A 21,455-nucleotide genomic window follows, 5' to 3' on the forward strand; every position below is an offset into this window, starting at 1 on the left:
TGGGCATCCTTCCCTTGTGAGGTCTGGCGCAAAGCTGTCCGAATGACACAGAGTTCTGCGCAATGCAGAGCGCGTGAACGAGCCCCACGAAGGCGAGCGCGCCAGCCGAAAGTCACAGGTCCGTGCGATGAGCATTCCGCCCGGACCGCACCGCGCACATCTGCACCGCCCGCACCACTCAGCACCATCCCTGAAGTCCAGCCTCCACTGACCCGACCCCCACGCCGAGTCAGCGGTCGGCTCCCCCTGAAAACGAACTCTGCACCGCCGCAACGGTTTTCGGTACCACCGCACCGCTCTGCACACGCACCTGTCACGATCCCGGGCCACCCGGGGCCAGGCCCGGACCGGGCCCGGGCCCGGCCGGGGGCGCGACACCGTGGGCCGGCCACCGTCGGCGAGGGGAACGAACTGACTCATGAGCACACCCACCGAGACCACCGGTACCGAGGCCGAGGCGACGCCCGCCGCGGTCGCCGGCCCGTCCAAGAAGATCGAAGGACGGTCTCCCGGCCGGATCGCCTGGGACCGACTGAAGCGTGACAAGGTCGCCCTGACCGGCGGCGTCGTGGTGATCCTGCTGATCCTGGTGGCACTCTTCGCCCCGGTCCTCACCGCGATGTTCGGCCACCCGGTCGACGAGCCGCACCCGGATCAGATCAACCCCGACCTGGGCCTGCCCAACCACCCCTTCGGTGGGATGAGCGGCGACTTCCTGCTGGGCGTGGACCCGACCTTCGGTCGGGACGTCTTCAGCCGGATCATCTACGGCGCCCGGATCTCGCTCGGCGTGGCCTTCTCCGCGGCGATCGTCTCCGTGGTGATCGGCGTGGTGATGGGCATCGCGGCCGGCTACTTCGGCGGCTGGGTCGACTCGGTGATCAGCCGGGTGATGGATGTCCTGCTCGCCTTCCCGCAGCTGCTGTTCAGCATCGCGCTGGTCTCGGTGATGCCCAACTCCCTGCTGGGAGTGGACGGCAGCCTGCTGCGGATGGGCATCCTGGTCCTGGTGATCGGATTCTTCGGCTGGCCGTACATCGGGCGCATCGTCCGGGGGCAGGCGATGTCGCTGCGGCACCGCGAATTCGTGGACGCGGCGCGCAGCCTGGGCGCCGGCCGGGCGCACATCCTCTTCCGCGAGCTGCTGCCCAACCTGGTGGCGCCGATCCTGGTCTACGCGACCCTGATCATCCCCACCAACATCCTCAGCGAGGCCGCACTCAGCTTCCTCGGCGCCGGCGTCAAGCCGCCCACGCCGTCCTGGGGTCAGATGCTGTCCGCCGCGACCAAGATCTACCAGGCCGACCCGACCTACATGGTCGTCCCCGGTGTGGCCATCTTCGTCACCGTGCTCGCCTTCAACCTCTTCGGTGACGGCCTGCGTGACGCGCTCGACCCCAAGGGCACCTGAGCCCGCACAGTCCACAGTCCCGGCAGGGCCTGTCTGTTCCTGCCACACCCCCACGGGGCGTCAGCCCCGGCGGACCGTCCGGGCCCGCACATCTCCAGGAGGATTCAGTTCCCATGACGCGTAACAGGACGCTCGCCGCCGCAGCCCTGGTGGCCTCGCTGGCCCTCACCACCGCCGCGTGCGGCGGCAGCAAGGGCGGCGGCACCGGCGACGGCGGCGCCACCAAGGCCGCCAGCGCGGGCTTCAACGCCGCTGCCGAGAAGGTGGTGAACCCGTCCGACAAGAAGGGCGGCACCCTCAACCTCTGGACCAGCACGGATGCCGACTCCTGGGACCCGGGCCGCGCCTACTACGCCTCGGTCTGGAACTTCGAGCGCTTCTACGCCCGCACCCTGCTGGCCTTCGACGCCAAGCCGGGCAAGGACGGCCTGAAGCTCGTTCCCGACCTGGCCGCCGACCAGCCGACCATCGCGGCCGACGGCAAGACCTACACCTTCAAGCTCAAGCCCGGCGTGAAGTTCGAGGACGGCTCGGCCATCACCTCGAAGGACATCAAGTACGGCATCGAGCGCATCTTCGCCCAGGACGTCGTCTCCGGCGGCCCGACCTACCTGATCAACTCGCTGGACCAGGGCCAGAACTACAAGGGCCCCTACACCGACACCGACCCCAACAAGCTGGGTCTGAAGACGGTGGAGACCCCGGACGACAGCACGATCGTCTTCCACCTGGACAAGGCGGACTCCTCCTTCCCGTACCTGCTGGCGATGGGCTCGGCCTCGCCGGTCCCGCAGAAGCTGGACACCGGCAGCAAGTACGGTGACCACCCGGTCTCCTCCGGTCCGTACAAGTTCAAGACCATCGACCCGGGCAAGTCGGTCGAGCTGGTCCGCAACGAGAGCTGGGACGCGGCCACCGACCCGTTCCGCAAGGCGCTGCCGGACACCGTCAAGCTGACCATCACCACCAACGCCGACGACATGGACGCCCGTCTGCTCGAGGGCAGCGCGGACATCGACTTCAGCCAGACCGGCCTCTCCCAGGCCGCCCAGGTCAAGGTGCTGCAGGACCCGGCGCTCAAGGCCAACACGGACGACCCGTACAACGGCTTCATCCGCTACATCACGGTCGTCCCGAAGGTCGCCCCCTTCGACAACGAGCACTGCCGCAAGGCCGTCATGTACGCGGCCGACACCACCGCGCTGCAGACCGCCCGCGGCGGCTCGGTGGCCGGCTCGACCTACGGCTCGATGCTGCCCCCGAACATCCTGGGCTCGGACGACTACGACCCGTTCGGTCTGACCAAGGGCAAGCCCGACCTGGCCAAGGCCAAGGAGGAGCTGGCCGCCTGCGGCAAGCCGGACGGCTTCAAGACCACCATCGCGGTCCGTGGCAACAAGGAGAAGGAGGTCAACTCCGCGGTTGCCCTCCAGACCGCGCTGAAGGCCATCAACGTCGACGTCACCGTCGACCAGTACGACGGCAAGCTGCTGGCCTCGGTGGCCGGTGCGCCGGACGTCGTGCACAGCAAGAACTACGGTCTGCTGGTCGTCGGCTGGGGCGCCGACTACCCGAACGGCGCCGGCTACATGCAGCCGCTCATGGACGGCCGCTTCATCGTCAAGAACGGCAACAGCAACTACGCCGAGACGGACGACCCGGAGGTCAACGCCTGGTTCGACCAGGCCGCGGCGGAGACCGACCCGGCCAAGGCCGCCGAGCTCTACAAGAAGATCAACCACAAGGTGACCGACTCCGCGGTCTACCTGCCGATCGTGGCCGACAAGGCGCTGAACTACCGCAACCCGCGGCTCACCAACGTCTTCGTCAACCAGGCCTTCGGCGAGGTCGACTTCCAGGCGCTCGGTGTCTCCGACGGCAAGTGACCTGCCCCGCCCGCTCCCGTAGTTCGCACAGCTAGTCCGAAGGGCAGGTGAAGGCTCCGCCCGGGTCGGCCGGGAACTCCCACCGGAGTTCCCGGCCGGCCGGGGGCGGGGCCGACCGCAGTGCTCGTGTATTTCATCCGACGGCTCATCAACGTCGTCGCCATGCTGCTGGTGGTCTCCGCGGTCACTTTCGGCATCTTCTTCATGGTGCCGAAGCTCACCGGCAGCGACCCGGCCCTGCTGTACGTCGGCAAGATCGCCGACAAGGCGGCGGTCGAGGGCATCCGCCACAAGATGGGCCTCGACAAGTCGATCGTCGAGCAGTACTTCCTCTTCCTGAAGGGGTTGTTCGCGGGCCGGGACTACAGCACCGGCGTCGACGTCACCCACTGCGCGGCCCCCTGCTTCGGCTACTCGTTCAAGACCGAGCAGGAGGTGTGGCCCGTCCTGCTCGACCGACTGGGCGTGACCGCCTCGCTCGCGGCCGGCGCCTCGGTGCTCTGGCTGGTCTTCGGCACCCTGGCCGGTGTCGTCTCCGCGCTGCGCCGGCGCAGCCTGCTGGACCGCTTCGCGATGACCACCGCCCTGGCGGGCGTCTCGCTGCCGATCTACTTCACCGGCATGCTGGCCAGCGCGATCTTCGTCTACCAGCTGGGCTGGTTCCCGCACGACTACGTGGAACTCGGCGTCGACCCGCTGATGTGGTTCCAGAACCTGGTGCTGCCCTGGATCACGCTCGCGTTCCTGTACGCCGCCACCTACGCCCGGCTCACCCGGGCCACCCTGCTGGACGTGCTCGGCGAGGACTACATCCGCACGGCACGGGCCAAGGGCCTGACCGAGCGGACCGTCATCGGCAAGCACGCGATGCGCTCCACGCTGACCCCGATCCTCACCGTCTTCGGCATGGACCTCGGCGGTCTGATCGGTGGCGCGGTGCTCACCGAGACGACCTTCAACTTCCGTGGCCTCGGCTACGAGGCGGTCGCCGCGATCAGCGCCAGCGACCTTCCGGTGATCATGGGTGTCACCCTCTTCGCCGGCTTCTTCATCATCCTGGCCAACCTGCTGGTTGACGTCTTGTACGCCGTTGTCGATCCCCGGGTGAGGCTGGCATGAGCAACACCGAGAAGACCATCACGCCGGTGGACACCGGCGCCGGGAAGACCTCCTCGGCCTTCCTCTCGGTCCGTGACCTCAAGGTGCACTTCCCCACCGACGACGGCCTGGTGAAGTCCGTCGACGGGCTGACCTTCGACCTGGAGCAGGGCAAGACCCTCGGCATCGTCGGCGAGTCCGGCTCCGGCAAGTCGGTCACCTCGCTGTCCATCATGGGTCTGCACCGGATGGGCACCAAGCGCGGTGCCCCGCAGATCAGCGGCGAGGTGCGGCTGGACGGCGAGGAGCTGATCTCCGCCGACCCCGACCGGGTCCGGCAGCTGCGTGGCCAGAAGATGGCCATGATCTTCCAGGACCCGCTGACCGCGATGCACCCGTACTACACGATCGGTGCCCAGATCGTGGAGGCCTACCGGGCGCACCACCCGCAGGCGAGCAAGAAGGACGCCCGCAAGCGGGCGATCGAGATGCTCGACCGGGTCGGCATCCCGCAGCCGGACAAGCGGGTGGACGCCTTCCCGCACGAGTTCTCCGGCGGTATGCGCCAGCGCGCCATGATCGCCATGGCGCTGGTCAACGACCCCTCGCTGCTGATCGCCGACGAGCCCACCACGGCGCTCGACGTCACCGTGCAGGCCCAGATCCTGGACCTGATCCGCGACCTCCAGCAGGAGTTCGGCTCGGCCGTCATCATCATCACCCACGACCTCGGGGTGGTCGCCGAGCTCGCCGACGACATCCTGGTGATGTACGGCGGCCGGTGCGTGGAGCGCGGCCCCGCCGCGACCCTGTTCGAGTCGCCCGAGCACCCCTACACCTGGGGCCTGCTCGGCTCGATGCCGCGCCTGGACCGCGAGCTCCAGGACCGGCTGATCCCGGTCAAGGGCTCCCCGCCCAGCCTGATCAACGTGCCGAGCGGCTGCGCCTTCCACCCGCGCTGCCCGTACGCGGACCGGACCGTCGGCCGCTCGACCACCGAGCGCCCGGTGCTGGCCGAGGCCGCCGAGCGGCACTTCGCCGCCTGCCACCTGCCGACCGCCGAACGCCACCGGATCTTCGCCGAAGAGATCGCGCCCCGGCTGTGAGCACGTACCACCCCTTTGGAGAGAACCGATGACGGACTCATCGACGGCGACGATCCCCGCACCCGCGCCCGCCGGCGACCGGGAGCCGCTGCTTCGGGTGACCGGTCTGACCAGGCACTTCCCGATCGCCAAGGGGCTGCTGCGCCGGCAGACCGGCGCGGTCCGCGCGGTGGACGGGATCGACTTCACGGTCAACGCGGGCGAGACCCTCGGCGTGGTCGGCGAGTCCGGCTGCGGCAAGTCGACCATGGGCCGGCTGATCACGCGGCTGGACGAACCGACCGGCGGGAAGATCGAGTTCGAGGGCACCGACATCACCCACCTGGGCGTCGGGGCGATGCGGCCGCTGCGCCGCGACATCCAGATGATCTTCCAGGACCCGTACTCCTCGCTGAACCCGAGGCAGACCGTGGGCACCATCGTGGGAGCCCCGTTCCGGCTCCAGAAGGTGCCGAGCGAGCACGGGCTGAAGCGCCAGGTCCAGGACCTGCTGGAGCTGTGCGGTCTCAACCCCGAGCACTACAACCGCTACCCGCACGAGTTCTCCGGCGGGCAGCGCCAGCGCATCGGCATCGCCCGCGCGCTGGCCCTGCGGCCGAAGATGATCGTGGCGGACGAGCCGGTCTCCGCGCTGGACGTCTCCATCCAGGCGCAGGTGGTCAACCTGCTGGACGACCTCCAGAAGGAGCTCGGCCTGACCTACCTGATCATCGCGCACGACCTCTCGGTGGTCCGGCACGTCTCGGACCGGGTCGCGGTGATGTACCTCGGCAAGATCGTCGAGATCGCCGACCGGGACTCGCTGTACCGGGCGCCGATGCACCCGTACACCAACGCGCTGATGTCGGCGGTGCCGGTGCCGGACCCGCGCCGCAAGGAGCGCCGCGAGCGGATCCTGCTCACCGGCGACGTGCCCTCGCCGCTCAACCCGCCGAGCGGCTGCCGGTTCCGGACCCGCTGCTGGAAGGCGCAGGACATCTGCGCCGGCCAGGAGCCGCCGCTGGTCGCGGCGAAGTCCGGCCACCAGGTGGCCTGCCACTTCCCGGAGAACCCGGCGACCGACTGACCGTCCGGTCGTCCCGAGGGCCCGGGCGCGTGCGCGCGCCCGGGCCCTCGCACGTCCGGACGGCCGGGGCAGCCGGGGAGGGCGGGGGCGTCCGGCGGCCGTGCCAGACTGGGCCGCGGCACGGCCCGAGGGCCGAGGAGACAGCGACATGGCGGTTACGGCTGACGACGAGGAGTTCGCCGCGTTCGAGCGGCGCGGCTGGGCCCGGCGCAGCGCGACCTACCACGACGGCTTCGGCGCGATGACCGCCGGCCTGCACGAAGCCCTGCTGGACGCGGCCGCGGTGGGCGCCGGCATTCGGCTGCTGGAGGTCGGCTGCGGCACCGGCCGGCTCGCCGCGCGGGCGCTGGCCCGCGGCGCGCGGGTGGTGGCCACCGACGCGGACCGGCGGATGGCCGGGGCCGCCGCCGCGGCGCTGCCCGGCGCCCTGGTCCGCACCGCCCGGCTGCCCGGACTGCCGTTCGCCGGGGCGGAGTTCGACGCGGCGATCGGCGCCTTCGTGATCAATCACGTGCCGGACCCGCCGGCCGCCGTGGCCGACCTGGGCCGGGTGCTGCGGCCGGGCGGCCGGCTGGTGCTCTCCTGCTGGGACACCGCCGAGCGCAACCGCGCCCAGGGGGTGTTCTTCGACGCGGTCGCCGAGGCCGGCGCCGCCCGCCCGCCGGGCGTGCCCGCCGGATCGCCGTTCGCCCGGTACGCGGGCCCCGAGGCGCTGGCCGGGCTGCTGCGCGCGGCCGGCCTCGCCGAGGTCCGGGTCGAGCGGGCCGGCTGGACCCACCGGGTCGACGCCGACCGCTGGTGGCAGGACGTGCTGGACGGGACGGTGCTGACCGCCGCGCTGATCGAGGGCCGGCCGCCGCAGGAGGTCGAGCGGATCCGGGCGGCCTACGGCCGGCTGGCCGCGCGCTACCGCGACGGCTTCCCGGCGGCGGCGCTGGTCGCGGTCGGCACCCGGGTGTAGGCCTTCTGCCGGACGGCCGGTCCTCCGTACGGAGCAGGCGGCGGCCCCACGTGTTGCGGGTGGGGCGGCCCGGTGCGTTCACTGATCGGTGTTGTGATCCGATCGACGCCCGACCCCGGCCGGGCAGCTGGGAGGCCTGTCCGGTGCTGTCCGCACGCAGTCTGTTCCAGGAGATCCATGACCACGACGAGGCGTTCCGGCTGTTCTGCTCCATCGCGGCCAAGGGCGAGGACCAGGGCGGCTGGGAGAACGGCCGGATCGCCCGGCTGGTCGAGGACCAGTGGCTCGCGCCCAGGATCGCCCGGCACGGCGCGGACGAGGACAAGCACGGCCGGATCTTCAACGCCCTGCTGCACAAGCGCGGGCTCTCGCCGGTCGAGGTGCCGGACGACACCGACTACACGATGCTCCTGGAGCGCCAGGGGATCGGCCTGGCGCACACCCGGCTGCGCCGGGACGAGCCGCTCGGCGAGGCGGACGTGATCACCTACCTGGCGCACAGCCGGGTCACCGAGCAGCGCGCCTCCGAGCAGATGCGGCTGCTGCGCAAGGTGTTCGGGCAGCACCCGGAGATCGGCCGGGCCGTGCGCATGATCTCCAACGACGAGGACAACCATCTCGCCTACTGCCACGAGGAGTTGCTCCGGCTGGCGGCCGCCGGGCACGGTCGGCGGATCCTGCAGACCCTCCAGGAGACGGCCCGGGCCGAGATCCGTACCTACCGTGACGTCAGCCTGGCGGTGATGTCGCACATGGGCCGGATCCTGCGCTGGCCGACCGCCAAGTCGGCCGTGCTGGCGGCCGGGATCCACGGCGTGTTCGCCTACGAGCTGATCGGCGGCCGGCACCGGATGACCACCCTGCGGATGCCCGACCGGCTGGACGCCCTGGGCGGCCCGCCGCCGCGTGAGTCCTTCGTCTGACCCCGCCCGGCGGCCGGCCGGCCGATTCGTCGGCCCGCGGAGCAGGCATGGACACTGAGCCGGTGACATCGCAAATCTTTTCGCCCGGGGTGCAGCAGGCCCTGGACCTGATCGGCATCTTCGTCTTCGCCCTGTCCGGCGGCCTGCTGGCCGTCCGCAAGAACATGGACATCTTCGGTATCTGCGTGCTCGCCGAGGCGACCGCGCTGGGCGGCGGGGTGATGCGTGACCTGGTGATCGGTGCCACGCCGGTGGCGGCCTTCACCAACCTCGGGTACTTCTCCACCCCGCTGGCCGCCGGGGTGGTGGTGTTCTTCCTGCACCCGCAGGTGGAGCGGATCAACACCGCGGTGCAGACCCTGGACGCGGCCGGTCTCGGCCTGTTCTGCGTCAGCGGCACCATCAAGGCGCACGACTACGGGCTGGGCTCGGTCGCCTCGGTGGCCCTCGGGATGCTGACCGCGGCCGGCGGCGGCGTGATCCGCGACGTGCTGGCCACCGAGCAGCCCTCGCTGCTGCGCTGGGACCGTGAGATCTACGCGGTGCCCGCCCTGATCGGCTCCACCGTGGTCGCGGTGCTGATCGCCACCGACCGCCTCACCTCGCTGAACGCCTCGGCCGCCGCGCTCTGCGCCTTCGTGATCCGGATGCTGGCGCTCAGGTACGGCTGGCGCGCTCCGCGTGCTTGGCACCGCAACGGTTCTCGCACCAGCGAGGAGTAGGCGTCCCGCCGTAGGCCAGCGAGATCGCCTCCACCGTGCACAGCAGCTCCGGCACCAGCCGGCTCAGCTCGGCCGTCGAGGCCTCGTGCGCGGGCGCGGAGATCGAACAGGCGGCGATCGCCCGGCCCTCGGTGCCGGCGATCGGCGCGGCGATCAGACCGGCCGTCGCCGGGGCGTCGGCCTGGTCCATCGACCAGCCCTGGCGCCGCACGGCGGCCAGCTCGGCCCGGAAGTCCGCCGCCGAGCCGATGTCCTGGCCGCCGGTCTGCTGGGCGGCCAGAAAGGCCGTCAGCTGGTCGTCCGGCAGGTCGGCCAGCAGCACCTTGCCGATCGCGCTGGCCACGGCCGGGGCGCGGTGGCCGAACCGGCCGTCCGGGCCGAGCCGGGAGCCCGGCCGGTCCGGGTAGCGGCTCTGCGCCTTGTCCAGGTGCAGCACCTTGCCGTCCTCCAGCACCGACAGGTGCACGGTGTGCCCGTACCGCTCGTTCAGCGAGGCCAGGTAGGGCGCGGCCACCTGCCGGATGTCGATGGTCTCCAGCGCCTGCTGGGCGAGCGAGAACAGCCGGCCGCCCAGGCGGTAGCGGTGGTCGGGCTGGCGGGTCACGAAGCCGTGTTCCTGCAGCGTGCGCAGCAGGCGCAGGGCCGTCGACTTGTGCACGCCGATCCGGTTCGCCGCCTGCTCCAGCGAGCTCGGGCCCTCGCCGAGGGCCACCAGGATGGTCAGCGCCCGGTCCACCGTCTGGGACATCGCGTCCACCCCTCCACGCCCGGCAGTGAGCCAGGAGGCTAATCGCGCGTTGCAGGGGGTGCAATGGCCAAATCGTGACCCAGGCCCGGTGTTCGGCCGGTCGGCCCCCCGGCGACGCCTACACTTGGTCCCGCTATGGCTTACCTCGACCACGCCGCGACCACTCCGATGCTGCCCGAGGCTGTCGCCGCCATGACGGCGCAGCTCGGCGTCGTCGGCAACGCCTCCTCCCTGCACGCGGCCGGCCGCCGGGCCCGCCGGGTGGTCGAGGAGTCCCGGGAGTCCCTCGCCGAGTCGCTGGGCGCCCGCCCGAGCGAGATCGTGCTGACCGGTGGCGGCACCGAGTCGGACAACCTCGCGGTGAAGGGCCTGTACTGGGCCCGCCGGGGCGCCGACCCGGCCCGCCGTCGGGTGCTGTGCAGCCCGGTCGAGCACCACGCGGTGCTGGACGCGGTGCACTGGCTCGCCGAGCACGAGGGCGCGCTGGTCGACTACCTGCCGGTGGACGGCTTCGGCCGGGTGCACCCCGAGGCGCTGCGCGCGGCGATCGAGCGCGATCCCGGCTCGGTCGCGCTGGTCACCGTGATGTGGGCCAACAACGAGGTCGGCACCCTCCAGCCGGTCGCCGAACTCGCCGCCGTGGCAGCGGAGTTCGGCATCCCGATGCATGCCGACGCGGTGCAGGCGCTCGGTCAGGTGCCGGTCTCCTTCGCGGAGTCCGGGCTGACCGCGCTCACCGTCACCGGCCACAAGATCGGCGGCCCGTACGGGGTCGGCGCGCTGGTGCTGGCCCGCCAGGCCCACCCGGTGCCGTTGTTGCACGGCGGCGGCCAGGAGCGCGACGTGCGCTCCGGCACCCTGGACGTGCCCGGCGCCGCCGCCTTCGCCACCGCCGCCGGCCTCGCCGTGGCGCGCCGCGAGCCGTACGCCGCCGGCGTGGGCGCGCTGCGCGACGAGCTGGTCGCCGCCGTCCGCGCCGCCGTGCCGGACGCCGTGCTCAACGGCGACCCCGCGCCGGCCGGCCGGCTGGCCGCCAACGCGCACTTCTCCTTCCCCGGTTGCGAGGGGGACGCGCTGCTGATGCTGCTGGACGCCCAGGGCGTCGAGTGCTCCACCGGCTCGGCCTGCTCGGCCGGGGTGCCGCAGCCCAGCCACGTGCTGCTGGCGATGGGCGCCGACCCGCTGCTGGCCCGGGCCTCGCTGCGGTTCTCGCTCGGCCACACCTCCACCCGGGCCGATGTCGAGGCGCTCACCGCGGCGATCACCCCGGCCGTCGAGCGGGCCCGCAACGCGGGCCTGGCGGCGGCGGCCCGGCGCTGAGCGCCGGGGGGCGATCCCTTACCGCCGGTCCGGCCGGAGCACGTACGCTGGTCGCATCATGAGTGACTTCCCCGGTGCCCCGACCGCTCCGTCCGATGGCCGCCGTCTGCGCGTGCTGGCCGCGATGTCCGGCGGGGTCGACTCCGCCGTCGCCGCCGCCCGCGCCGCCGAGGCCGGCCACGAGGTGACCGGGGTGCACCTGGCGCTGTCCGCCAACCCGCAGTCCTTCCGGACCGGCGCGCGCGGCTGCTGCACCCTGGAGGACTCCCGGGACGCCCGCCGGGCCGCCGACGTGATCGGCATCCCGTTCTACGTCTGGGACCTCGCCGAGCGCTTCCGCGAGGACGTGATCGACGACTTCGTCGCCGAGTACGCAGCCGGCCGCACCCCCAACCCCTGCCTGCGCTGCAACGAGAAGATCAAGTTCGCCGCGCTGCTGGACAAGGCCGTCGCGCTCGGCTTCGACGCGGTCTGCACCGGCCACTACGCCCGGATCGTCGAGCTGCCGGGCGGTGGGCGCGCGCTGCACCGGGCCGTCGACCCGGCCAAGGACCAGTCCTACGTGCTCGGGGTGCTGGACGCCGAGCAGCTCGCGCACTCGATGTTCCCGCTCGGCGACACCACCAAGGACGCCATCCGCGCGGAGGCCGAGCGGCGCGGCCTGGCCGTCGCCAAGAAGCCCGACAGCCACGACATCTGCTTCATCGCCGACGGTGACACCCAGGGCTTCCTGGCCAAGCACCTGGGCACCGCCACCGGCGACATCGTCGACGTGGACGGCAGCAAGCTGGGCGAGCACGACGGCGCGTACGGCTTCACCATCGGCCAGCGCAAGGGCCTGCGGATCGGCCGCCCGGCCGCCGACGGCAAGCCGCGCTACGTGCTGGACATCTCGCCGGTGGACAACACCGTCACGGTCGGCCCGGCCGAGGGTCTTGACGTGCTGGGGCTGACCGCGATCCGGCCGCGCTGGTGCGGGGCCGAGCCGGTCGGCGAAGCCGCGTACACCGCGCAGCTGCGGGCGCACGGCGAGGAGGTGGCGGTCACCGCCGCCGTGGTCGGCGGCGAGCTGGTGGTCCGGCTGGCGAGCCCGGTCCGGGGCATCGCGCCCGGGCAGGCCGTGGTCCTCTACGACGGCACCCGGGTGGTCGGCTCGGCCACCATCGCGACCACCGAGCGCCGGAGCGTCCCGGCCTGACCGGCCCCGGGAACGGGTTCCCGGGTGGGCCGCCGTCCGTGGTAGACCTGGGGCCATCATGAACATCACCGTCTTCTGCTCCGCGTACTCGCTGGACGACCGCTACACTGCCCCCGCCGCCGAGTTCGCCCGGCTGCTCGGGGCCGGCGGCCACACCCTGGTCTGGGGCGGCTCGCACGCCGGCCTGATGGGCCTGCTCGCCGACGGGGTGAAGGAGGCCGGAGGCCGGCTGGTCGGCATCTCGGTCGAGCTGCTCGCCCACAAGACCTACGAGGGCGCCGACGAGCTGGTGATGACGGTCGACCTGGCCGCCCGCAAGGCGCAGCTGCTGGCCCGGGCGGACGCCGTGGTGGTGCTGGTCGGCGGGCTCGGCACGCTGGACGAGGTCACCGAGGTGCTGGAGCTGAAGAAGCACGCCCTGCACGACAAGCCGGTCGTGGTGCTGGACACCGAGGGCTTCTACGGCGGACTGCGCACCCAGCTGGAGCGGATGGACGCCGAGGGCTTCCTGCCCCGTCCGCTCGCCGAGCTGATCACCTTCGCGCGGACGCCCGCCGAGGCGCTCGCGCAGCTCGACCGGGCCTCCTGAGCGGCCCCGCCGCCGCCCGACCACGCGACCACGACCCGAGGGACATCATGGGTGTACACCTGATCACCGGCGCCGGCTCCGGCATCGGCGCGGCCGTCACCGAGCGGCTCGCCGCCCGCGGCGAGGAGCTGTGGCTGCTGGCCCGCGACGCCAAGCGCGCCGCCGTGCTGCGCTCGCGCTACCCCGGCGCCCGGACCCTGGTCGGCGACCTCGCCGACCCCGCCAAGCTCTCCTGGGCGCTCGGCCACCAGGAGATGCCGGTCGAGATCGACGCCCTGCTGCACATCGCGGGGGTGGTCGAGCTGGGGACGGTCGGCGACCTGCCGGTGAAGGCCTGGCAGCACCAGCTGAACGTCAACGCCGTCGCCCCCGCCGAGCTGACCAGGCTCTTCCTGCCCTCGCTCCGGCAGGCCCGCGGCCAGGTGCTCTTCGTCAACTCCGGCGCCGGGCTGCGCGCGGACGCCAACTGGAGCGCGTACGCGGCCAGCAAGTTCGCCGTCCGGGCGCTCGCCGACGCGCTGCGCGTCGAGGAGCAGGCCAACGGGGTCCGGGTCACCACGGTCTACCCGGGCCGCACCGCCACCCCGATGCAGCTCAAGGTGCACCACCAGGAGGGCAAGGAGTACGACCCGAGCCGCTGGATCGACCCGGGCTCGGTCGCCACGGCCGTCCTCACCGCGCTCGACCTGCCCCGCGACGCGGCGATCACCGAGATCACCGTCCGCCCCGGCGGCTGAGCCGGGCTCCGGGCCCGGGGCCGATCGCAGCGGCGCCGGCGCACTAGGCTCGGGCCCGTGAGCACCGAGAGCACCGAGAACCCCCTGCAGACCCTGCCCGGAGCCGCGACCGGCGTCGGGTCCATGCCCGGCACCGACGCCCGCGAGGCCGCGAAGACCGTGACGGGCTCGCTGGAGCTGCTGCCGCACCTGGCGGAGCTCCCGGCGCGCGGGCCCGGCGCGGACATGATCGGCCGTGGCGCGGGGCTGCTGGTCGAGCTGTTCGCCCAGGTCGAGCCGAGCGGCTGGCGGTTCGCCGACCGCCCCGGGCGGGACAGCCGGCGGGCCCGCTCCTGGCTGGGCGAGGATCTGGACGCGCTGGAGGAGTTCACCCAGGGCTACCGGGGGCCGCTCAAGCTCCAGGCGGTCGGCCCGTGGACGCTGGCCGCCTCGATCGAGCTGCGGCACGGCGAGAAGGCGCTCGCCGATCCGGGCGCCTGCCGGGACATCGCCGGCTCGCTGACCGAGGGGCTGCGCCGCCACCTCGCCGACGTCCGGGCCCGGATCCCCGGCGCGCAGCCGGTCCTGCAGCTCGACGAGCCCTCGCTGCCGGCCGTGCTGACCGGCTCGGTGAAGACCGCCAGCGGCTTCCAGCGGCTGCGCGCCGTCGACCGGCAGGTCGCGGAGGAGGCGCTGCGCGGGGTGGTGCAGGCCCTGGACGTGCCGGTGGTGGTGCACAGTTGCGCCCCCGGGGTGCCGCTCGGGCTGCTGCGCCGGGCCGGGGTGGCGGGAGTGTCGCTGGACTTCTCCTTCCTGACGGAGCGTGACGACGAGGACCTGGGCGAGGCGGTCGAGGGCGGCACCGTGATCCTGGCCGGTGTGGTGCCCTCCACCGACGAGGGAATGTCCGACCCTGCCGGTAGTGTCCAGGGTGTCAGGACGTTGTGGCGCAGGCTCGGGCTGGACCCGGAGTTGCTGGGCCGCCGGGTGCTGGTGACGCCGAGCTGCGGGCTGGCGGGGGCTTCCCCCGACTACGCCAAGCGGGCGCTGTCACTGAGCGTGAAGGCGGCGCAGAGCCTGGTGGACAACCCGGAGTAGCACGGCAGGAGGGCCCAGGGTGGCGGGTGTTGAGGGCTGGGAGGAGATCCCGGCCGAGGTGCGGACGCGGCACGCCGAGCTGGCGGCCGAGATCGAGGAGCACCGGGTCCGGTACTACGACCAGGACGCCCCGACCGTCAGCGACGCCGAGTTCGACCGGCTGATGCGGCAGTTGGAGGCCCTGGAGGCCGAGCACCCGGCCCTGGTCACCCCCGACTCGCCCACCCAGAAGGTCGGCGGCACCGCCACCGAGGGCTTCGCCAAGGTCGAGCACCGGGAGCGGCTGCTCAGCCTGGACAACGCGATGGACGACGAGGAGCTGGCCGCCTGGGCCGAGCGGGTCGCCGGCGAGCTCTCCGGGATCGACTACCACTACCTGTGCGAGCTGAAGGTCGACGGACTGGCCGTCAACCTCACCTACGAGCGCGGCCGGCTGGTGCTGGCCGCCACCCGGGGCACCGGCCGGATCGGTGAGGACATCACCGCCAACGTCCGCACCATCAAGGAGATCCCGCACCAGCTGCAGGGCGAGCACATCCCCGAGCTGGTGGAGATCCGCGGCGAGGTGTACCTGCCCACCGAGGCCTTCGCCGAGCTGAACGCCTCGCTGGCCGCGGAGAACGAGCGCCGCAAGGCGGAGAACGCCGAGCGGGAGAAGACGGGCAAGCGCCCGCAGGCGCTGCTGAAGCTGTTCGCCAACCCGCGCAACGCCGCGGCCGGTTCGCTGCGGCAGAAGGACACCCAGGTCACCGCCTCCCGCCCGCTGCACATGGTGGTGCACGGCATCGGCGCCCGGGTCGGCTTCGACATCGACTGCCAGTCGCACGCCTACCAGCTGCTGCGCGACTGGGGTCTGCCCACCGCCCGGCACAACCGGGTGGTCGGGACGCTGGACGAAGTGCGGGATTTCATCCGGCAGTTCGGCGAGCAGCGGCACTCGGTCGAGCACGAGATCGACGGCGTGGTCGTCAAGGTGGACGAGATCGCGCTCCAGGGCCGGCTCGGCGCCACCTCCAAGTCCCCGCGCTGGGCGATCGCCTGGAAGTACCCGCCGGAGGAGGTCACCGCCAGGCTGGCCAGCATCAAGGTCGGGATCGGCCGCACCGGCCGGGCCACGCCGTACGCGGTGCTGGCCGAGCCGGTGAAGGTGGCCGGCTCGATGGTCCAGTACGCCACGCTGCACAACCAGCAGGTGGTCAAGGCCAAGGGCGTGCTGCTGGGCGACACGGTGGTGCTGCGCAAGGCCGGTGACGTCATCCCGGAGATCCTCGGCCCGGTCGAGGACCTGCGCGACGGCACCGAGCAGGAGTTCGTGATGCCCTCGCACTGCCACGAGTGCGGCACCGAGCTGCGGCCGATGTCCGAGGGCGACATCGACCTGCGCTGCCCCAACGCGCAGTTCTGCCCGGCCCAGGTGCGCGAGCGGATCGCCTACCTCGGCGGCCGCGAGTCGCTGGACATCGACGGCCTCGGCTACGTCGCGGCCACCGCGCTCACCCAGCCGCTGGAGCCGGCCGATCCGCCGGTCAAGAACGAGGGGGACATCTTCGGCCTCACCGTCGAGCAGCTGCTCCCCATCAAGGTGCTGGTGCGCGAGCCGAAGACCGGCATGCCGAAGCTGGACGACCGCACCGGCGAGGAGAAGGTGGTCGCCTTCTTCGCCAATCTGCGGGGCGAGCCGAAGAAGTCCCTGACCCTCCTGCTGGACAACCTCGCGGCCGTCCGCGACCGTCCGCTCTGGCGGTTCGTCAACGGTCTGTCGATCCGTCACGTCGGCCCGGTCGCCGCCCAGGCACTCGCCCGGGAGTTCCGCGATCTGGACAGGATCTTCGCCGCCACCGAGGAGGAGCTGGCCGCCGCCGAGGGCGTCGGCCCGACCATCGCCCGCTCCGTCAAGGAGTGGTACGAGGAGGAGTGGCACCGCGAGGTCCTGGAGAAGTGGCGCGCCGCCGGCGTCCGCTTCGTCGAGGAGGGCGCCGAGGAGCAGGGCCCCCGGCCGCTGGAGGGCCTGACCGTGGTGGTCACCGGCACGCTCGCCGGCCACACCCGGGACGGCGCCAAGGAGGCGCTGACCTCGCGCGGAGCCAAGGTGACCGGCTCGGTGTCGAAGAAGACCCACTTCGTGGTGGCCGGCGACAACCCGGGCTCCAAGTACGACAAGGCCGTCCAGCTCGGCCTGCCGGTGCTGGACGACGCGGGCTTCACCGTGCTGCTGGAGCAGGGCCCCGAAGCGGCCAGGGCGCACCTCGGCCTTCCCCCGGAGCCGGTCGCCGCACCCGCCGCGGACACCGGGCAGGAGAGCACCGCCGACCGGTGACGGGCTGTCCACCCCTCGGTCGTTATGCTCCTGATGCGGCGTCACCGGGGTCCACCCGCAGGAATTCGGGCATTCTGTCACTGTGCGGCAGTGTCGGCCTCTCCTGGCGGGGAAGTCCGGCCGGTGGCGCGCTCAGGGATGTCCGAAAGTCTGCCCTCCCGGTCGGCCCCGGCATACCCTGGAGCGCAACAGAGAGTCAGCAGGGGTGGGTGGCTCCGGTCTCGGCCGGCGCCCGTGGGGACACCCCGTCGCCTGACGTCCATCGGCACCAGTACGGTGCCTCACCGTAAGGCGGCCTGACGGGGCGGGCCCGACGGAGGACAGGGCTTATGGATCGTACGACCGGCGGTGCGCCCACACGCCCGCCGCAGGGGGTGGCAGGTGCGGTCCTGCTGCTCGGCGTTGTGCTGGCCGGGGCCGCGCCGCTCATCCCGCTCGCCGTCCTGGTCTACCGCTACGAACCCGAGCTGCTGCCGCTGTTCGCGGTCCCGCTGGCCGTCCTGGTGGCGGCCTGGCGGATCGCCCGCGACCGGGCCAGGGACCAGCTCACCGACCCGCTCACCGACCTGCCCAACCGACAGGCCCTGCTGCTCGCGGCCCAGGAGGCGATCGCCCAGCACGACGGGGAGGACGGCTACAGCGTCGGGCTGATCCTGCTCGACCTCGACCGGTTCCGCTCGCTCAACGACGCCCTCGGCCACACCGCGGGCGACCGGCTGCTGGTGCACATCGCCCGCCGGCTGAACCGCGCGCTGCGCTCCGGACCGGCGCCGCAGTCCGCCCCGGTGCGCCCCGGCGCCCCGGACACCTCCGAGGACGTGTTCGCCGCCCTGCCCCCGTCGGTGCAGCGCAGCGGGCAGGCCGTGGTGGCCCGGATGGGCGGCGACGAGTTCGCCGTCCTGCTGCCCGGGGTGGGCAGCCCGGAGACCATGGAGCGGGTGGCCAAGGCCCTGATCGTGGAGCTCGCCGCGCCGATCCGCCTGGACGGGCTGCTGCTGGTCCTGGAGGCCAGCGCCGGGGTCTGCGTCTACCCGACCCACGCGCAGGACGCCGAATCGTTGCTCCGCCGGGCCGACGTGGCGATGGCCCACGCCCAGCGCAGCCGCAGCGGGGTCGAGCAGTACGACGAGGCACGGGACATCGACACCCCGTACCGGATCGGACTGCTCGGCGATCTGCGGCGGGCGCTGGAGACCTCCGAGGTCAAGCTCCATTACCAGCCGAAGGTGGCCTTCGACGGCCGGGTGGTCGGCCTGGAGGCGCTGCTGCGCTGGGAGCGGGCCGGCCAGGGCCGGGTCGCGCCGGACGAGTTCATCAGCCTGGCCGAGTCCAGCGGGCTGATGCCCCGGCTCACCGACTACGTGCTGGAGTCGGCCGTCGGCCAGCTGGCGATCTGGCGGGCCCAGGGCCTCAAGGTGCCGGTGGCGGTCAACGTCTCGCCCCGGGACGTGCTCAACCCGGGCTTCGCCGCCCGGGTGGCCGGCCACCTCGACCGGAACCAGGTGCCGGCCGACGCGCTCCAGCTGGAGATCACCGAACGGCTGCTGCTGGACGACTCCCGCCGGGCCGCCGACACGCTGGACGAGCTGCGCCGCTACGGCGTGCGGATGTCGCTGGACGACTTCGGCACCGGGCACTCCTCGCTGGTGCGGCTGCGCAGCCTGCCGGTCGGTGAGCTGAAGATCGACCGGTCCTTCGTCTCCCGGATGGTCGCCGACGACCACGACGCCGCGGTGGTGCGCTGCTCGGTCGAGCTGGCGCACTCGCTGGGGCTGACCGTGGTCGCCGAGGGCGTGGAGGACGACGAGACCTGGGAGCGGTTGCAGGACATGGGGGTGGACGCCGTCCAGGGCTGGCTGGTGTCGGCCGCGCTGCCGGCCGACCAGGCCACCGCCTGGCTGATGGTGCACAGCACCGGCGCGCCGTCGGTCGAGCGGCTGACGGCGACCCAGGTGCGCCCGGCGCCGCAGATCCGCCCGGGGGCGAAGGCCAAGCCGGAGCTGGGGGCCCCGACCAGCCAGCAGTGACCCGCCCGCCGCGCCCCGTCCACCCCTCGATCGGGTGGGCGGGGCGCGGCGTTCGCGCGCGCCCGGCGGCCCGCTTTCCCCCCGGTCGCCCGATCGGCGTGGCCGGTGGCCGGGCCGCGCCCCATAGGATGGGGCCACAGACCATGAGGACGGGGTGCGCCCGGCGCCCGCCCGTCCGGGCCGGGCACCGCGACAGCGCGTTCCGGCCTCACCAGAACTCACCTTGAGGATCGCTGCATGCCTGGCATCACGCGCGAGGAGGTCGCCCACCTCGCCCGGCTGTCGCGTCTTGAGTTGCAGGCCGAAGAGCTGGACCACTTCGCCGAGCAGCTCGACGTGATCATCGGCGCGGTCGCCCGCGTTTCCGAGGTCGCCGGACAGGACGTCCCGCCGACCTCCCACCCGCTGCCGCTGACCAATGTCATGCGCGCGGACGAGGTGCGGCCCTCGCTCACCCCGGAGCAGGCGCTGTCCGGCGCCCCGGCCAGCGAGGAGCAGCGTTTCCGCGTGCCCCAGATCCTCGGGGAGGACTGACCCGTGACCGAGCTCATCCGCTACACCGCCGCCGAGACCGCCGCCGCGATCGCCGGCGGCCAGGTGTCCGCCGTCGAGGTCGCCCAGGCCCACCTGGACCGGATCGACGCCGTCGACAAGAAGGTCAACGCCTTCCTGCACGTCGACACCGAGGGTGCGCTGCGGGCCGCCCGCGCGGTCGACGACAAGCGCGCCAAGGGCGAGGAGCTGGGCCCGCTGGCCGGCGTCCCGCTCGCGCTGAAGGACGTCTTCACCACCGAGGGCATCCCGACCACCTGCGGCTCGAAGATCCTCGAAGGCTGGATCCCGCCCTACGACGCGACCCTGACCAAGCGTCTGAAGGACGCCGGCGTGGTCATCCTCGGCAAGACCAACATGGACGAGTTCGCCATGGGGTCCTCCACCGAGAACTCCGCCTACGGCCCGACCGGCAACCCCTGGGACCTCAGCCGGATCCCCGGTGGTTCCGGCGGCGGCTCGGCGGCGGCCCTGGCCGCGTACGAGGCCCCGCTGGCGATCGGCACCGACACCGGTGGCTCGATCCGCCAGCCCGGCGCCGTGACCGGCACGGTCGGCGTGAAGCCGACCTACGGCTCGGTCTCCCGCTACGGCCTGGTCGCCTTCTCCTCCTCGCTGGACCAGGGCGGCCCGTGCGCCCGTACGGTGCTGGACGCGGCCCTGCTGCACGAGGCGATCGCCGGCCACGACCCGCTGGACTCCACCTCGATCGACGCGCCGGTGCCGGCCGTGGTCGCGGCGGCCACGATGCGCGACATCCGCGGCATGCGGATCGGCGTGGTCAAGGAGTTCGCCGGTGAGGGCTACCAGGCCGGCGTGATGCAGCGCTTCGACGAGTCGGTGGAGCTGCTGCGCGAGCTGGGCGCCGAGGTCGTCGAGGTCTCCTGCCCGTCGTTCACCCTGGCGCTGCCGGCGTACTACCTGATCGCGCCGAGCGAGGCCTCCTCCAACCTGGCCCGCTTCGACGCCATGCGCTACGGCCTGCGGGTCGGCGACGACGGCACCCGCTCGGCCGAGGAGGTCACCGCGCTCACCCGCGAGGCCGGCTTCGGCGACGAGGTCAAGCGTCGGATCATCCTGGGCACCTACGCGCTGTCCTCGGGCTACTACGACGCCTACTACGGCTCGGCCCAGAAGGTCCGCACCCTGATCTCGCGCGACTTCGACGCCGCCTTCGCCGGGGTCGACGTGCTGATCTCGCCGACCACGCCGACCACCGCCTTCCCGATCGGCGAGCGCGCCGACGACCCGATGGCGATGTACCTGGCCGACCTGTGCACCATCCCGTCGAACCTGGCGGGCAACGCGGCCATGTCGCTGCCCTGCGGCCTGGCCCCGGAGGACAATCTCCCGGTCGGCCTGCAGATCATCGCTCCCGCGATGGCGGACGACCGCCTGTACCGGGTGGGCGGCGCCGTCGAGGCCGCACTCAACGACAAGTGGGGACACCCCCTGCTGGAGGAGGCACCGGCACTGTGAGCACCGTTGCGAAGGCAAAAGGGTTCAGGCACTCCAAGCCCGGCCTGTGGCTGTCCATCGGGACGAGCGCCTTCGGCGCGGTCTCGATCGTCAAGGACGTCAAGAAGGCGCGTGGCGACAACGACACCCTCAAGCTGATCAACGCCCTGGTCGGCGCCGCCGCGCTGATCACCGGCACCGCGCTCCTCGTCCGTGAGCTCAAGCGGCTCGGGGACGACGACGTGCTGCTGGGCTGACG

General features: G+C 72.5%; 18 protein-coding genes and 1 pseudogene. 18 read left to right on the plus strand and 1 reads right to left on the minus strand.

From position 1 onward, the window contains the following. The first annotated feature begins 418 nt into the window (after nucleotides 1-418). From AB0K43_RS12530 to AB0K43_RS12565, 8 genes are all read left to right on the plus strand, one after another. Entirely contained in the window at nucleotides 419-1,411 is a 993-nt protein-coding gene (locus AB0K43_RS12530; protein ID WP_363638725.1) for an ABC transporter permease, read from the plus strand. A gap of 113 nt (nucleotides 1,412-1,524) precedes the next feature. Then, entirely contained in the window at nucleotides 1,525-3,297 is a 1,773-nt protein-coding gene (locus tag AB0K43_RS12535; RefSeq protein WP_363638727.1) for an ABC transporter substrate-binding protein, read from the plus strand. 120 nt (nucleotides 3,298-3,417) lie between these two features. Beyond that, nucleotides 3,418-4,416 (plus strand): ABC transporter permease, encoded by a 999-nt coding sequence (locus AB0K43_RS12540; RefSeq protein WP_363638729.1) that lies wholly within the window; start codon nucleotides 3,418-3,420, stop codon nucleotides 4,414-4,416. After that, the gene (locus AB0K43_RS12545; protein ID WP_363638731.1) at nucleotides 4,413-5,501 is read left to right on the plus strand and encodes an ABC transporter ATP-binding protein; all 1,089 of its coding nucleotides are present in this window, start codon (nucleotides 4,413-4,415) and stop codon (nucleotides 5,499-5,501) included. Before AB0K43_RS12540 ends, AB0K43_RS12545 begins: the two co-directional genes overlap by 4 nt. Nucleotides 5,502-5,529: 28 nt before the next feature. Further along, complete coding sequence (locus AB0K43_RS12550; protein WP_363638733.1) at nucleotides 5,530-6,567, plus strand: dipeptide ABC transporter ATP-binding protein; 1,038 nt, start codon at nucleotides 5,530-5,532, stop codon at nucleotides 6,565-6,567. A 148-nt stretch (nucleotides 6,568-6,715) separates the two neighbouring features. Continuing rightward, nucleotides 6,716-7,528, plus strand: coding sequence for a class I SAM-dependent methyltransferase (locus AB0K43_RS12555; RefSeq protein WP_363638735.1), 813 nt, complete (start codon nucleotides 6,716-6,718; stop codon nucleotides 7,526-7,528). Nucleotides 7,529-7,671: 143 nt separating this feature from the next. Then, the gene (locus AB0K43_RS12560) at nucleotides 7,672-8,451 is read left to right on the plus strand and encodes a ferritin-like domain-containing protein (RefSeq protein ID WP_363638737.1); all 780 of its coding nucleotides are present in this window, start codon (nucleotides 7,672-7,674) and stop codon (nucleotides 8,449-8,451) included. A 62-nt stretch (nucleotides 8,452-8,513) separates the two neighbouring features. Further along, nucleotides 8,514-9,173: a trimeric intracellular cation channel family protein gene (locus AB0K43_RS12565; RefSeq protein ID WP_363638739.1), complete on the plus strand. Its 660-nt coding sequence runs from the start codon at nucleotides 8,514-8,516 to the stop codon at nucleotides 9,171-9,173. Here the strand turns inward: AB0K43_RS12565 and AB0K43_RS12570 are convergent. Beyond that, a complete protein-coding gene (locus AB0K43_RS12570; RefSeq protein WP_363638741.1) occupies nucleotides 9,109-9,921 on the minus strand; it encodes an IclR family transcriptional regulator in 813 nt (270 codons plus the stop codon). The two genes, AB0K43_RS12565 and AB0K43_RS12570, sit on opposite strands and share 65 nt — an antisense overlap. Nucleotides 9,922-10,056: 135 nt before the next feature. Here AB0K43_RS12570 and AB0K43_RS12575 point away from each other — a divergent pair, with 135 nt between their 5' ends. The 10 genes and pseudogenes from AB0K43_RS12575 to AB0K43_RS12620 all read left to right on the plus strand — a co-directional run bounded on the left by AB0K43_RS12575 (nucleotide 10,057) and on the right by AB0K43_RS12620 (nucleotide 21,453). Next, nucleotides 10,057-11,241 carry a cysteine desulfurase family protein gene (locus AB0K43_RS12575; RefSeq protein ID WP_363638743.1) on the plus strand — a complete coding sequence of 395 codons (1,185 nt, stop codon included), beginning with the start codon at nucleotides 10,057-10,059 and terminating at the stop codon, nucleotides 11,239-11,241. 58 nt (nucleotides 11,242-11,299) lie between these two features. Then, nucleotides 11,300-12,439 carry a tRNA 2-thiouridine(34) synthase MnmA gene (mnmA, locus tag AB0K43_RS12580; protein WP_363638745.1) on the plus strand — a complete coding sequence of 380 codons (1,140 nt, stop codon included), beginning with the start codon at nucleotides 11,300-11,302 and terminating at the stop codon, nucleotides 12,437-12,439. Between the two features lie 58 nt (nucleotides 12,440-12,497). Then, a complete protein-coding gene (locus AB0K43_RS12585; RefSeq protein ID WP_363638747.1) occupies nucleotides 12,498-13,028 on the plus strand; it encodes a TIGR00730 family Rossman fold protein in 531 nt (176 codons plus the stop codon). A gap of 47 nt (nucleotides 13,029-13,075) precedes the next feature. Further along, nucleotides 13,076-13,765: an SDR family oxidoreductase gene (locus AB0K43_RS12590; RefSeq protein ID WP_363638749.1), complete on the plus strand. Its 690-nt coding sequence runs from the start codon at nucleotides 13,076-13,078 to the stop codon at nucleotides 13,763-13,765. A gap of 57 nt (nucleotides 13,766-13,822) precedes the next feature. Further along, the gene (locus AB0K43_RS12595; RefSeq protein ID WP_363638751.1) at nucleotides 13,823-14,842 is read left to right on the plus strand and encodes a methionine synthase; all 1,020 of its coding nucleotides are present in this window, start codon (nucleotides 13,823-13,825) and stop codon (nucleotides 14,840-14,842) included. Nucleotides 14,843-14,861: 19 nt separating this feature from the next. After that, entirely contained in the window at nucleotides 14,862-17,159 is a 2,298-nt protein-coding gene (gene ligA / locus AB0K43_RS12600; protein WP_363638753.1) for an NAD-dependent DNA ligase LigA, read from the plus strand. A gap of 392 nt (nucleotides 17,160-17,551) precedes the next feature. Then, a pseudogene (locus AB0K43_RS12605) lies at nucleotides 17,552-19,060 on the plus strand (bifunctional diguanylate cyclase/phosphodiesterase); the annotation flags it as partial. 363 nt (nucleotides 19,061-19,423) lie between these two features. Next, nucleotides 19,424-19,720, plus strand: coding sequence for an Asp-tRNA(Asn)/Glu-tRNA(Gln) amidotransferase subunit GatC (gene gatC / locus AB0K43_RS12610; RefSeq protein WP_033820075.1), 297 nt, complete (start codon nucleotides 19,424-19,426; stop codon nucleotides 19,718-19,720). A gap of 3 nt (nucleotides 19,721-19,723) precedes the next feature. Beyond that, complete coding sequence (gene gatA / locus AB0K43_RS12615) at nucleotides 19,724-21,217, plus strand: Asp-tRNA(Asn)/Glu-tRNA(Gln) amidotransferase subunit GatA (RefSeq protein ID WP_363638755.1); 1,494 nt, start codon at nucleotides 19,724-19,726, stop codon at nucleotides 21,215-21,217. After that, a complete protein-coding gene (locus AB0K43_RS12620; RefSeq protein ID WP_363638757.1) occupies nucleotides 21,214-21,453 on the plus strand; it encodes a hypothetical protein in 240 nt (79 codons plus the stop codon). The genes gatA and AB0K43_RS12620 overlap by 4 nt, the downstream gene beginning before the upstream one ends. The last annotated feature ends 2 nt before the right edge of the window (nucleotides 21,454-21,455 follow it).

The organism is Kitasatospora sp. NPDC049258 (genome assembly GCF_040678895.1).
Taxonomy (GTDB): domain Bacteria; phylum Actinomycetota; class Actinomycetes; order Streptomycetales; family Streptomycetaceae; genus Kitasatospora.

Excerpts from the sequence above, each read along its gene's own strand:
- AB0K43_RS12570 (WP_363638741.1), bottom strand. The coding sequence starts at position 9,921 with ATGTCCCAGACGGTGGACCGGGCGCTGACCATCCTGGTGGCCCTCGGC.
- AB0K43_RS12530 (WP_363638725.1), top strand. The coding sequence starts at position 419 with ATGAGCACACCCACCGAGACCACCGGTACCGAGGCCGAGGCGACGCCC.
- gatC (WP_033820075.1), top strand. The coding sequence starts at position 19,424 with ATGCCTGGCATCACGCGCGAGGAGGTCGCCCACCTCGCCCGGCTGTCG.
- AB0K43_RS12575 (WP_363638743.1), top strand. The coding sequence starts at position 10,057 with ATGGCTTACCTCGACCACGCCGCGACCACTCCGATGCTGCCCGAGGCT.
- AB0K43_RS12590 (WP_363638749.1), top strand. The coding sequence starts at position 13,076 with ATGGGTGTACACCTGATCACCGGCGCCGGCTCCGGCATCGGCGCGGCC.
- AB0K43_RS12585 (WP_363638747.1), top strand. The coding sequence starts at position 12,498 with ATGAACATCACCGTCTTCTGCTCCGCGTACTCGCTGGACGACCGCTAC.
- AB0K43_RS12550 (WP_363638733.1), top strand. The coding sequence starts at position 5,530 with ATGACGGACTCATCGACGGCGACGATCCCCGCACCCGCGCCCGCCGGC.
- AB0K43_RS12545 (WP_363638731.1), top strand. The coding sequence starts at position 4,413 with ATGAGCAACACCGAGAAGACCATCACGCCGGTGGACACCGGCGCCGGG.
- AB0K43_RS12535 (WP_363638727.1), top strand. The coding sequence starts at position 1,525 with ATGACGCGTAACAGGACGCTCGCCGCCGCAGCCCTGGTGGCCTCGCTG.
- mnmA (WP_363638745.1), top strand. The coding sequence starts at position 11,300 with ATGAGTGACTTCCCCGGTGCCCCGACCGCTCCGTCCGATGGCCGCCGT.
- AB0K43_RS12555 (WP_363638735.1), top strand. The coding sequence starts at position 6,716 with ATGGCGGTTACGGCTGACGACGAGGAGTTCGCCGCGTTCGAGCGGCGC.